8 protein-coding genes are annotated in these 14057 nt (G+C 35.1%); 5 read left to right on the top strand and 3 right to left on the bottom strand.

Annotated features, from left to right (window positions below; translation table 11 throughout):
- Window positions 1–191 precede the first annotated feature (191 nt).
- From OQ292_RS01295 to OQ292_RS01280, 4 genes are all read left to right on the top strand, one after another.
- The gene (locus OQ292_RS01295) at window positions 192–3350 is read left to right on the top strand and encodes a sialidase family protein (protein WP_284684240.1); all 3159 of its coding nucleotides are present in this window, start codon (window positions 192–194) and stop codon (window positions 3348–3350) included.
- Window positions 3351–3400: 50 nt separating this feature from the next.
- A complete protein-coding gene (locus tag OQ292_RS01290; protein WP_284684239.1) occupies window positions 3401–4204 on the top strand; it encodes a mechanosensitive ion channel family protein in 804 nt (267 codons plus the stop codon).
- Between the two features lie 108 nt (window positions 4205–4312).
- Window positions 4313–9520, top strand: coding sequence for a hypothetical protein (locus OQ292_RS01285; protein ID WP_284684238.1), 5208 nt, complete (start codon window positions 4313–4315; stop codon window positions 9518–9520).
- 130 nt (window positions 9521–9650) lie between these two features.
- On the top strand, window positions 9651–10286 hold the full coding sequence (locus OQ292_RS01280; protein WP_284684237.1) for a mechanosensitive ion channel domain-containing protein: 636 nt from the start codon (window positions 9651–9653) through the stop codon (window positions 10284–10286).
- A gap of 1 nt (window position 10287) precedes the next feature.
- On the opposite strand, the gene OQ292_RS01275 is transcribed toward OQ292_RS01280, so the two are convergent.
- The 3 genes from OQ292_RS01275 to OQ292_RS01265 all read right to left on the bottom strand — a co-directional run bounded on the left by OQ292_RS01275 (window position 10288) and on the right by OQ292_RS01265 (window position 12848).
- Entirely contained in the window at window positions 10288–11064 is a 777-nt protein-coding gene (locus OQ292_RS01275; protein ID WP_284684236.1) for a head GIN domain-containing protein, read from the bottom strand.
- Between the two features lie 62 nt (window positions 11065–11126).
- Complete coding sequence (locus OQ292_RS01270) at window positions 11127–12089, bottom strand: hypothetical protein (protein WP_284684235.1); 963 nt, start codon at window positions 12087–12089, stop codon at window positions 11127–11129.
- 261 nt (window positions 12090–12350) lie between these two features.
- Window positions 12351–12848, bottom strand: coding sequence for a pepsin/retropepsin-like aspartic protease family protein (locus OQ292_RS01265; RefSeq protein ID WP_284684234.1), 498 nt, complete (start codon window positions 12846–12848; stop codon window positions 12351–12353).
- A 221-nt stretch (window positions 12849–13069) separates the two neighbouring features.
- Between OQ292_RS01265 and OQ292_RS01260 the strand changes: the two genes are divergently transcribed.
- A complete protein-coding gene (locus OQ292_RS01260) occupies window positions 13070–14026 on the top strand; it encodes an L-threonylcarbamoyladenylate synthase (protein ID WP_284684233.1) in 957 nt (318 codons plus the stop codon).
- Window positions 14027–14057: the final 31 nt, after the last annotated feature.

Below are 14057 nucleotides of genomic sequence, written 5' to 3'. Positions count from 1 at the left end.
TTTTTGAATTTCACATCAATCAGGAATTTTTACATAATTGTAAGTATTAAGAAATATTTGATCTGAAAACAGATTTTCATTTTTAATAAAGTATAAATCAAAGTAATTTTATATCTCTGCTATAAACAACACTAGCTTATACTTGCAGACTGAACTCTATAAGCTCAATTACTAACTTTAAAAAATAGAAGATGTTTATCAGATTTAACTGGCTTAAACAAGATACTCTAGTTTACTTTTTCATTCTACATGTACTACTTTCGCTTTCTGCAAATGCTCAAATAAAGCAGAATATTTTAGTAGACGAACTGAATCCCCGTTCAATTGGTCCTGCAGGAATGGGTGGTAGAATTACCGATATTCAAGTCTCTCCCATAGATGAAACCATTATTTATATTGCCACAGCTTCTGGCGGTATTTGGAAATCAGAAGGAGGAGGAGTGAAATGGAAACCAATTTTTGATAAGCAAACAACTTCTTCTATTGGTGCACTCGCCATCGATCCAAACAATACAAGTGTTATCTGGGCTGGAACTGGCGAAGGAAACCCGCGAAACAGCCAAAACTCTGGCGATGGTATATATAAATCTGAAGATGGTGGAGAAACTTGGAAACTAGTTGGTTTAGAAGGTTCAAAAAATATACATAGAATCATTATCGATCCGGTAGATGGCAATACAGTTTATGTTGGTGTTCAAGGTACAGCGTGGGGAGAAAGCACGACCCGTGGAGTTTATAAAACAACAGATGGTGGAAATACATGGGATAACATACTTTATATAAATGAAAACACTGGTATTGGTGATTTGGTAATGGATCCTAAAAACCCGAGTAAATTGATTGCCGGTATGTGGCATTTCCGGCGTTGGCCATGGATTTTCAAATCTGGTGGTGAAGGTTCCGGTATGTATATTAGTTACGATGCCGGTAAAACTTGGGAGAAAAAAGAACCTAAAGATGGCATGCCAGAGGGAGAATTGGGAAGAATAGGTTTGGCAATTGCCCCATCTGATCCAGAAATAGTTTATGCACTAATAGAATCTGAAAATACATCTTTATATCGCTCAGAAAATGGAGGAGATACTTGGAATAAAGTTACCGATAGAAATGTAGGTGCACGCCCTTTTTACTATGCAGATTTATTTGTTGATCCGCTAGATAAAAACAGGTTATATAATTTATGGACAATGGTTTCTGTAAGTAGTGATGGAGGAAGAAATTTTAGGCCATTTTTAGCTGGTGAAAAATCTCATGGAGATCATCATGCATTTTGGATAAACCCAAACAATCCCAATCATATAATTGATGGAAATGATGGTGGTTTGGTAATCACTTACGACAAAGGAGCTAGTTGGAGATACATTAGAAATATTCCTTTAGGTCAGTTTTATCATGTAAATGTAGATAATGATTTTCCTTATCAGGTTTACGGGGGTATGCAAGATAATGGCGTATGGAGTGGGCCAGGTTATGTTTTAAAAGAAGGAGGAATTAGAAATGCAGACTGGAAGAATATAGGTTTTGGTGATGGGTTTGATGCTTTTCCAATTGAAAATAGCCGATACGGCTTTTCAATGTGGCAAGGTGGAAATATTATTCGATTTGATAAACAAACAGGACTCAAAACAGAAATCAGACCTGTGCATCCAAAAGGGGAAAAACTGAGGTGGAACTGGAATGCTGCTATGGCGCAAGATCCATTCGATAAACATACTTTATATGTAGGTAGTCAATATTTACATGTTAGCGAAGATGAGGGTAATAGTTGGCAAATTATCTCACCCGATCTTACAACCAATAATCCAGAAAGACAGAAACAGATGGAAAGTGGTGGGCTTACCATAGATGCCACCAGAGCAGAAAATTATACAACGCTTACGGCTATTGCACCAAGTCCTTTGTCGCCAGAAGTAATCTGGACTGGCTCAGACGACGGAATGGTATATGTGACTAGAGATGGGGGTAAAAGCTGGAAAAATGTAAATCCATCGGAGAAAATTTGTCCTGTAGATAATTGGGTAAACCAGATTATTCCATCAACATACAAAGCAAATGAAGCTTTTTTGGTAATGGATAATCACCGAATGAATGATTTTAAACCTTATATTTTCTTTACAGATAATTATGGTAGGTCGTGGCATAGAATAGCTGACGAAACAGATATGAAAGGCTATGCACTTACTTTTTTGCAAGACCCAGAAGCACCAGATTTAATGTTTGCCGGAACAGAAACTGGATTGCTCTTCTCAGTAAATGGTGCAAAAGAATGGCAGGAGTGGCCTAAGCCAGATTTTCCTGTAGTACCAGTGAGTGATATGGCTTTGCAAAAGGTAACTAACGATTTGGTAATAGCAACTTTTGGTCGGTCTGTTTATGTAATTGATGATATAAGTCCACTTAGAAACTATGCCAACCACCACCACGAAGTTGTTTCTAAACCAATTCACTTATTTAAGCCTGCTCCTGCAATTCAGTCAATTTATGCTTCACCAGATGAGTCTGATGTGATCTCTGCTGATATGTTTACTGGTGAAAATAAAGATAGAGGAGTGGCTGTTTCATTTTATGCTAATCCAGTAAAAAATGAACCACTTGCAACCATTAAAATATCTAGAAAGCAAGGCGAGGTAATCCGTACTTTTACTGTAATTGTAAATGAAGGAATCAACAGGTTTTATTGGGAGCTCTGTAGAAAATCTGTAAAACTTCCCGGCCAGTTTAAAGGTTATTTCAACTCAGAGACAGCAGGTGTTCCCGTTTCTCCTGGTACTTATTCCCTAGAGTTGTTTTATGCCGACGAAAGACTGACAACATCTATAGAAGTTTTACCAGACCCAAGAGTAGAAGATGTTCCAGATTACAAAAGGTTTGAGGAACTGCTTTCTCGTTTAGAGATAGCTACTTATAGTGCATCTGCTATTCTCGATAGATTAGAAGAAGCCAGACAAAATCTTTCCAATGTTACCATGAGATTAGTCGGGCATGATGATAAAGAATCTGTTAAAATGAAAACTTATACAGATTCTATTGATGTAAAACTTCAGCATTTAATTGATAGAATAAAAGTAGCAGAAGTACAGGGGGTGAAAAGAGAAACAGGCGTAGTTAACGATAAGTTATCTCATGCAGAATTGCATTTTAACAGTCCTTATATTAAGCTGGGAGAGAATCATATTATAGTGCTCGAAGATATAGAAAGAGACGTTTCAAATTTGATGAATAATGTAAATTCTTTCTTCAATAAAGACTGGAAAGAGTACAGAAAAGCGGCTGTTTTAGCAAAAATTAGCTTTATTAATGATTATCGACCTTTAATCTTTGGAGCATCGAGCCAAAATGAAGATGAGTAAAATATTTTGTATAGTTTTACGCATATTATAAATTGGCTTTTATGTTCGAAATGAGTTTTTTTACACAGCTAAAGCAGCAATTCTTTGCAATGGCTCCAAGTGTAATTTTAGGTATATTTCTTTTAATAGCCGGCTGGCTACTTGCTGTCGTTATCAAAAACCTTGTTGAAAAATTTTTAAAAGCGGCAGGACTCAACAAACTGGTTCAAATCAATCCTTTTGATAGTTATTACGAGAAATCTGGAATCCAAACTTTGCCTTCTCATTGGTTGGCAAAATTGGTATATTGGATTTTGATATTAGCAACAATACTTGTTGTAAGTGAATCTTTTGGCTGGCATATTTTATCTGAAATGCTGGTAATGAGCCTAGTAACATATTTGCCAAGAATATTTACAGGAGTACTCTTTTTTATTATTGGTTTATACCTACTTACATTCGTAAAAGACTTTATAAGAGCTGCCACATCTTCACTTGGTTTATCTGCCGGTAAGTTGATTAGCAATATAGTATTTTACTTTCTGCTCATTATTGTTGCTTTAACATCACTAGAACAAGCAGGAATCGATACAGCCATTTTAAAATCTAACTTTACAATTATTTTGGCTGCAATTCTATTTTCTGCTTCTGTATCTTATGCATTTGCATCTAGAGATATTATGACCAATATCCTTTCTTCTTTTTTTAGTAGAAATACTTTTAAAGTAGGGCAAAAAATTGTGATTGATGATTTAGAAGGAGAGATTATAGAAATCACAAACATTTCAGTAATATTAAACACTGTGGACGGAAAGGTTGTTTTCCCGGTAAAAGAATTAGTAAACAAAACTGTAAGAATTAAAGAACATCAATAGATTATCAAAATTCAGTTACTTTGTTAAATAACTCCTACTTATATTTTTTGGCATTTCTCAAATCAAGGTATACTGCTTTGAAATCTGATACTTTCACGAAAACTAAACATGGCGCAAATTAGAAAATTTGGTACGTTTGGCGGCGTTTTTACCCCTTCTATACTCACTATTCTTGGTGTAATCATGTATCTGAGGTTGGGGTGGGTCGTTGGTCAGGCGGGTATCATCTGGACTATAGCAATCATCCTTATTGCACACATCATCTCCGTTTCCACCGGACTCTCTGTATCATCAGTCGCAACAGATAAAAAAGTAAAAGCAGGTGGTTTGTACTACATGCTTTCCAGAAGTTTGGGTTTACCTATAGGTGGTGCTATTGGTATTGCTTTATACGCTGCAACTGCACTGAGTATATCTATGTATATTGTGGGTTTTGGTGAAAGTTTTAATAGTGTAATTGGTTTTACCCCTCCCGATGCACCTGAGCATATTGTAACTAGAAACCTAAGAATTACAGGTTCTCTTACCTTAGTTACTATTACCTCTATTGCACTGATTAGTACTTCTCTAGCGATTAAGTCGCAGTACTACATTATGGGAGCAATATTCCTTTCTGTAATTTCTATAGTTGCAGGTGGGTTCTTATATGATTCTGAATATATTGCTAGTGTCCCCAACATTGGTGCTTACAATGGAGGAGAATCAATAGAAGCCATTTTTGGAATATTTTTCCCTGCTGTAACTGGTTTTACTGCGGGGGTAGCCATGTCTGGTGATTTAAAAGACCCAAAGAAATCCATTCCTACAGGTACTATGGCATCCATAATAGTTGGTTTTGTTGTGTATTTGGGTTTAGCATTTTTCTTAGCATTTAGAATTGATAGAGAATATTTATTAAGTGATTATAACATCCTATCGAAAATTTCTCTATTAGCAAAATATGGTAGTCCACTAGTTGTAAGTGGAATTTGGGGGGCTACATTATCTTCTGCTTTAGGTGGAATATTAGGTGGGCCTCGTATTTTGCAAGCAATGTCTGTAGATAAAATAACTCCCAAAAGGTTTGCAAAAGGAGTTGGTGCAGGAAATGAACCAAGAAATGCACTTATTTTAACCTTTATTATTGCAGAGGCAGGTGTCTATTCAGCCAAGTTAGATTTGATTGCACCAATCGTTTCTATGTTTTACCTCACCGCTTATGGCTTTATTAATTTTACATGTGCCTTAGAGAGTTGGTCTGGTTCAGATTTTAGACCGCAATTTAAAATCCCTCGATTTATAAGTGTAGTAGGAGCAATGGCCACATTCGCCGTAATGTTCAAATTGAACTTTGGTGCTATGTTGATTTCGTTTGTGATTATCGGTGCATTGTTCTTCTATTTTACTAAAAAGCAAATTAACCTTGGCTTTAGTAATATTTGGCAGGGAGTATATGCCGAGATTGTTAGGCGAGCTTTATTTAAAATAGGCAAAAGAGAACACGACCAGAGAAATTGGAGACCTAATATCTTACTATTTAGTGGAGCAGCAAACCAGAGAGAATATTTAGTAGAATTCGGCTTAAAACTAGTTGGTAGGCTTGGGCTTATCTCAAACTTTAATGTGCTAGAAAGTAAACAAGGCGAGGTATTAAGTAAATCCGACCAAGCATTAAATTATAAAGAGCCTAAGAATGGCAATGAAAGTTACAGAGGCATATTTGCAAGGCAGCTTTATAGCCAGAATGTATATGAGGGAATGGGAAACATTGCTGAAACTTACGGTTTTTCAGGGATTGAACCCAATACGATTTTAATTGGCTGGGCGAGAAATCATAAGGCTGAAAGTGAGTTTGTACCATTGCTCAGAAAATTCCATGAACTAGATTATAACATTCTGGTAATGGATTATGAGAAAAAGAAAGGTTTTGGCAAGAGAGAAAAGGTAGATATTTGGTGGGAAGGTTCAGGTAGAAACTTATCTTTTATTCTCACCATGATTCGCTTTATTACTACTACAGATGATTGGTTGAATGCAAAAATCAGAATGGTAATTCACCTTTCTTCAATAGATACAGATGGCAACGAAGTACTAAGAAATATAACCGATTTGCTAGAAGAATTTAGAATGCAAATCGAGATTAAAACCATCAATACACTTCTCGACAATAGGCCTTTATATGAGCTAATCAAATCGGAATCTGCTGATGCTGATTTGATATTTACTGAGCTTAAAGATATTCACGAAGAGGAAGAAAGCACTTTCTATAAAGAAACTACCAAGCTTTGTAATGAGACTGGTACAATAGTAATGTATCGTGCATCTACGGAGTTTAAAGATGTGCAAATGGGGGTAACTCCAATAATACCAGCTTCAAGAAGAAATGTTGATGATGAAATTGAAGAAAATGAAATAGCTGCTACTGATTTGTATTTTACTTCTCTCGAATTACCAGAGCATGAAGTATTGGCAGAGTGGATTGAAAACCTTAGAAACTCAGTTGAAAAAACGATTTCTACCTATTTTAAAGATTATCTGGGTAATATTTATCAAATCAGAAGCTGTTTTATAAAAGAGGTTGACGAACTGGTTTTAAAGACAGAAAGTGACCTTAGAAACAAGTTTAGAAGAAGAGGTACCCACGGTAAAATTAAAGTTCTTGAAGTGCACACCAAGTTTCTAGAAGATTTTAGAAAACTGGTTTTAAAATATCGAGATTATGACCTTGATTCTATTAAAAAACAGATGGAACTTGGCGGGCAGATGTTTCAAGGAGAGATTAGTTATCTTTCTAGAACTTATGCAAATAAGAAAAATATTAGTTTCAATTATGATCGACTGAGAGATTACAGACCAGACCTTTTTAAAGTATTTGGCTTTTACAAAAAGATGTATGCCAAAACCTTTAAGTCAGACTTAAATAAACAGATTCCTTTAGACAAGGTTTCTAATTATTTTATCTATTGTAATCTAGTAAGTAATCAAGATCAGCTTGCTTCTAAAATTACTACAGATGCTTTTCGTCTGATAGCGATGATCCAAAAGAACATTAATCTGTATTTTCAAAAGCTTACATTAATTGAGAATCAGTTTAATGAAAAAGATTATACATTTAGCAAAGCTCAGGAAGAGATTAAAAAAGTTCAGGTTTTGCAAAAAGAGTTACATGATGAGCTAATTACAGATATGCAGGGTTATCAGGATTTTCTGGTAACTGAGACTGTTAGAGACCTTCAAAAAATTGCAACTCATCTAGATAAATTACAGGTTTCTTCTAAATATTATAATAAGCCTAAAATGATTAAGGCTGGTAAACAGCAGTATGAAAAATGGCTTACTTTTCCTGATGTTTACAGGCAAAACCTTGGTTTATACACAAGTTTTCTGGCATTAGATGTTAGTTTAAAACTACTTCAGAATAGTTTAAGAGAAAGAATAATTCATTATAAAGCGGAGTTACAAGAATCAATTTATCAGGAGTCTACTTTACCTTTAAAGAATCTGCAAACCAAACTACAGCGGATTAAGAGTAACCTCGAAAAGGGAGAAACAGGTGGAGAAATACAACCTCCTTCTATGCAGCTTTTCTCAGAAAATGGCAGTTTTAAGCAATTACTCGATGACCTCAAAAACTTGACCGGTAGCTTGCCTTACGAGATGGAAACCATAGAACCGGAAGCGATGAATAATCCATCTCCGGAAAGGTTAGAAGAAATTCCTTCTATGAGTTTCTCACCTTCTGTAGTAGCAAACTTCCATTTGCAAACGATCTTTATTGAGCCATTAATTGTGGAAATGCGCAAACTCAGAGATGAGTCTAGAAAGGCTGGTATAATGGTAAAAGACGTTACCAGATTAATCAACTTCGGTATAGAAAATATTGATAATCAAGCTGATGATGCAAAGCAAAATGACTCAGTAAACGAGCTGATTAAACTGATACAGGAAGAAACCAAAAAAATGAAATCGCTTTCTGTTTCACTTAAAAAATCATCAGAAGAATTTTTAGTAAAAACAGATAAGTTAATTGCAGATGTATCTGATCGATTTAATGCATATACTATTGTAAAAAGCTCTGCAAATATTGGTTTTAACCTCAGAAACAGATCGAGAGTTAAGGCAATTAGTAGGGTGGCAAATGTGTATGAACAAGTAAAAGAAAAGGGAACAGAAAGCCTTACACAGTTAATTTATAGAAGGAGTGAAGGTTTACTAGCTGCAAAGAAACTCACTCGCATTCAAGAAAAAGGCTTTTTGGTTGAAGACATCATCAACCTAAAAGAAAAGGTAGTTCCGAGTAGAGAAGCCATTAAGTCTTTGCCTTATTATTATGGGCAGCTATTTTTGAGTGGTCACCTGTCTGGCGATGAGTTGTGGTATGGCAGAAAGAAACAATTGGCTTTAGCCAACAAAGCAGTAGATCGATTTAAAAATAAAAGTACGGGTTCTTTATTGGTAAAAGGTTCTCCACGCTCGGGTAAAACATTTTTAGCAGATTACATCGCCCATCAACACTTTAAGAAAGAACAAATTTATAGAATTGATCCTCCATCTGAAGGATGCATAGATTTAAAAGAGTTTAAAGCTACACTTGGTAGAAAGTTGAAATTGAGAGGTTCTATTGATAGTGTGATTAATAGAATTTTGCCTGGTTCTGTAATTATTTTTGAAGATATGGAACGTTGGTGGAGCAGAACACCAGATGGTTATGATATTATCCATTACCTAATGGATATTACCGATAGGTTTAGCCATCAATATTTCTTTATTGTAGTAATGAACCCAATTACTTATCGCTATATAAATAAAACTGTGAAGCTCGAAGACAGTTTTATGCAAGTGATTGACTGTGAACCTTTTGATGCAAAATCTCTCCGCGATATAATTCTTTTAAGACATCAATCAAGTGGAATGAAGTTTAAGCTGGATGATGACATGGAAGATAAAATTTCCAGATGGAAGCTGGCTAATCTATTCTCAGCAACTTTCGATTTGTCTAATGGTAATGTGGGTACAGCCTTACAAACTTGGATTAGTTGTGTTGAAAAAGTAGAGGACAATGTGTTAAAGATGACGATTCCAAAACCTCCTTCAGTAGATGTTTTAAGAAGATTGCCGTCTGCCTGGATTGTTATTTTGATTCAGTTGATATTACACAGAAGATTAACTGTAGAAAGTCTGGATAAAATTATGAATCATTCAGAGCCGCAATTATCGCATCATATAGCAACATTAAAACGAAGTGGATTGGTAGAGGAAGAGAAGAATTTGCTTAAGATAAATCGCTTTATGGAGCATTTCATTATTCAGGTTTTTACAGAAGACGGAATTTTATAATAGCAGTTAAATGAAAGAGCTTAATTACAATCTAGATATAAATGAATTGGCAATACTCAGATTTATTTTGATAGGTATTGTTATATTTTTAGTCTTCAGATTTTTAGAGAGGTTATCCAACAAAACTGTAATGAAGAGCAGTTATCGTATGTGGATACGGAGACTGTTGCCCCCTGTAGAAGGTTCTGTTTGGTTTATATTTTTCCTTGTCGGAATTAATTGGTTGGTTCCAAATTCGGTTTGGAGCTCAGTTGCTATTCTTTTAATAATAATCGTAGCGCTATTCTGGATTTCTTGGTTTGCGGTGAAAGATATTGTTGCAGGAATTATTCTTAAAACAGAGGGAACATTTGCAGTAAACGATCGCATACAGGTAATGGATGTAACCGGACAGATTACAAAATTGGGTTACAGAGCCATGGTTTTAGAAACTGATTTAGGCGAAACTGTAAATATTCCTTTTAGTAAAGTTTCTGCTGAGATGCAGGTAAAATCTAATCCGGGTGAGAGAATAAAGAGCCATCGTTTTGAAATTCTTCTCAAAGAAACAAGTACGCATGAGGTAATGGCACAGGTAAAAAATATTAGGCAAATCGTTTTTAATGCACCTTGGTCTTCGCTTAAAAAGGCTCCTCAAGTTAAACTAGTAGGAGAAAAAGAAGGGCATAAACGAATTGAAATTATTATTTATGCCCTTAAAGTTGAATACTTTACTTTGATTAAAGATTACCTCAAAACTTATTTAAAAGACTTCGAAGTACTCTAAATTACTGCTTTACAATATCTGCAGCAGCACCAGTTTTAATTCTTTGAATTTCAGGGTTGCCACTATAGTAAATATCAGAAGAACCACTAGCTTCTGCAATGATGCTCTCTGTTACATTAATGTAAATATCAGAAGAACCACTGGCAGAGATATTAGCAGTTTTTACAACCAGATTTTTTGCGCTAATATCAGAAGAGCCAGAAGCCGAAAGAGCAATGCTATTTGCTGTGCCATCCATTTCTAGATCAGAAGAACCAGAAGCATGTGCATCTACTTTTTTTGCTACTAAGTTTTTAATATATAAGTCAGATGCACCACTTGAACCCACATTTAAGTCTCCGCACTTTAATCCTTTTTTAAGTTCTATATCAACTGCACCACTCGCAGAAAGATCAAAATTATTAGAAGTAGAAATTGCAGTATAGGCAACAATATCAGTTGCACCTCCACCATGCAGCTCGTTTATTTCTTTAAACTCGATGTATACATTAAGCGCCTTTGCATCCTTAATATCTTTTTCATTTTTAATGGTCAATTTACTTCCGTGCACCTCGGTAACGATATATTTATGTAGGTTTTCATCTGCTTCTATTTCGATACTGTTACTATTGCCTTGTGTAAGGAATACATTTACTTCTCCACCAATATCGATTGCGTCAAAACTGCCAACACTTCTATTTTCTTTGGTTACGTTTCCGTTACCTCTTATGTGGTTTTGAGCTTGAAGATGTGTGAAGCCTAAAAAAAATGTAATTAGTAAAAATGATATATGTTTCATGTTAAATTTTTTATTTCTTATTAAAGACTGATAAAATCTAGTAGGGTTGCATATTTTGAGGTTTAATTTACATGAATTCCCAGAGGGCCATCATACATACCTCCATTATAGCCAATATCAATCACTTTAATTGCTATGGTGTTGTAGTCATCCTTTCGGATTAGGCTTGGCGGAATTTTATATCTTCTTTCTTGTAGATAGGAATAACTATTGCCGAAACCTTTACCATCGTTGGTGCCACCTATTAGTACTCCATTGAAATAGACTTCGTCAAAGTCGTCGATTTTTCCGAGGATGAGGGTCAGATTTTGTTTAGCCAATTCTTTCGAAATAAAAACTGTTTTTCGGTAACAGGCTTTACCGTTAAAATGCTTATAACCTTGTAAATCCCAAAACATAGGAGCTAGAATCGGCTCCCATTGGCTGTCATTATAATCACTTTCAAACCATTTATCATTTGAGCCAGTTCTAAATTTCCAGATGCCTTCCAGTTCGATATTCAAACTTTCAACGGAGTTGTCAAAATATAATCCAATATCGCCACTGGTAAAACCACCATCATAGAAATGATCATAAACTCTTACAGCAATAATGTTAGGGCCTTCCCAGTCAATGTATTGTTGAGGTACAAAATACTCTCTAAAAGCCCTATATGCAGTTTTAGGGCGTGGAGGAAATTTACCTGAGTAACCAATTAATTTTCCGTTAAGATAAACTTCATCAGCATCGTCTATATATCCTAGTCTTAAATATACCTTTTTGTTTTTGGGTAACACTTTAGCATCAAAACTTTTGCGATACCAAGCAATGCCATCGTAACCATTATAACCTTGGTTTTCCCAGCTATCGGGTACTTTAATTTCATCCCAATGTGCATCTCGGTACTCTTTTTCTTTTTTCTCTGGATTATCTCCAATAGAAAATTTCCAGTATCCACTTAGGTCTAGAATTCTTACCAGCTCAGTTGCAAAGCCATTGTTAATTAAAGTGAGTTCTAGCAGTATTAATAATAATAGTTTGTTCATTTTATGATTTCTTCAACATTTTGATGTTATCAAAAAATTGTGGTTAAATCAATCTGTTCGTTGTTATGGGTTGCTAATAATAGATTAGAAATCAACCCATTTAAATTGTAATATTAAATTTCTACTCCTCTAAGAGTAACTTTTTTGATTGTAGTTTTACAAATGAAACAAAATATAAAGAAAAAGCTTCTAAAAGAAGCTTTTCTATTAATGTCGAAGTATAATTACCGTTTTACGGTATTTCAAACATTAGAAATGTTCTTAGTTTTTAGTGTAAAGCTTGTCTTTGATTGCAATTCCTATTTGTCTGTTTTCGTAATCGATTCTAAAACCATAGTTTATCATGGTATCAGAGCCGATAATGCCATGAATCTTAATGTTTGAAGTAGCTTCAAACGAATCTACAAGCTTCTGGATGTCACAGCTTAAAAAGCGTGCATAGATGTACTGAGTGCCTAGTTGGAGTTTTGCTCCTGAAACTTGCTTAACTCCATATACTTTGCCTCCCATACCATTAATGTTAATTCCTTTAAAATTTTTGTGGAATTCATAATCAAAGTAATCTTTGTCATTAATGTTTAAGAAACTTAAGTCAGATCCGGTATCGACTAAAAAATAGGCGTCTTTACCGTTAATGGAACCTTTTATAACAGGTTTCCTTACTAAGTTGACGATTTCAATAAATTCGTACTCCTCGCTTTTGTTATTAAATGAAGTAAATAGAAAGCTTAAGGGTAAAAGGTAAAATAAAACTTTCATGGGAAGTTGGTTTTAATTATAGAATTAGCGGGGTAGTCTTTTTTCTATTTCCATTTACCTTGTCACTAAATTAACTGTTTTTAGTACACATATTGTCATCATTAGGTAAAGTATTGTAAAAAAATGTCACCAAAATGCGAAGGCTATATGACGAATTGATTTATAAGCCTGATGAATTTGAAAAGTTATTTCCTTTTTTTGCATAGCAAAAGAAATTGAACATGGCAGAGACAGGTGTTAATATTGAAAAGGCGAAAGCTACTTTAGAAACAGGAGGATTGGTGGCAATACCTACCGAAACAGTTTACGGACTTGCAGCAAATGGATTTAATGCCACAGCTGTAAGTAATATTTTTAAGGCTAAAAATCGCCCCAGTTTCGATCCGCTGATATTACATAGCAATTCCATAGAAAAGATAAAATCATTTACTAAAGATATTCCCGAAGCGGCATTGGCTTTGGCAGAGGCTTTTTGGCCAGGTTCGCTTACCTTGGTTTTACCTAAACAAGATATGGTACCTCCAATAGTAACAAGTGGTTTAGATACTGTTGGCGTTCGAATTCCCAAACATCCACTAACCTTACAGTTGCTTGAGTCAATTCCATTTCCATTGGCGGCGCCAAGTGCGAATCCATTTGGTTATGTAAGCCCAACAACCGCGGTTCATGTAAATAATAATTTAGGTACTAAAGTAGATTACATTCTGGATGGAGGTGCTTGTGAAGTAGGAGTGGAGTCTACCATTGTTGGTTTTCCTAATGGTGTACCAACAATTTTTAGAAAAGGTGGCTTAGCCATAGAAGAAATTGAAAAGATAATTGGTAAGGTTGAAGTGCAAGCAACTTCCAGCTCAAAACCTTCTGCTCCCGGAATGTTAGAGAAACACTATTCTCCCGGTATAAAACTAGAGATTGGTAATATTCCAGAATTGATGAAAGCACATCAAGGTAAAAACTTTGCTGTGTTGTCTTTTAAAGATATTTATGATGAAGTACCAGCGCCATTTATGAAAGTACTGTCTAAAAGTGGAGACCTTACTGAGGCTGCTCGTAATTTATTCGCTTTCTTGCGCTATTTCTCAGAAGTAAAGCCAGAGATAATTTTCACAGAATTACTGCCAGAAAACGGTTTAGGTACCGCAATAAACGACAGATTAAAAAGAGCTGCTGCTCAATAAAAGAAATTAAATTTAGAACGTTTTTAGAGAT

Source organism: Chondrinema litorale (assembly GCF_026250525.1).
GTDB lineage: Bacteria > Bacteroidota > Bacteroidia > Cytophagales > Flammeovirgaceae > Chondrinema > Chondrinema litorale.
Note: the sequence above shows the minus strand (reverse complement) of the source record. Positions and strands in the feature narration are given on the sequence as shown.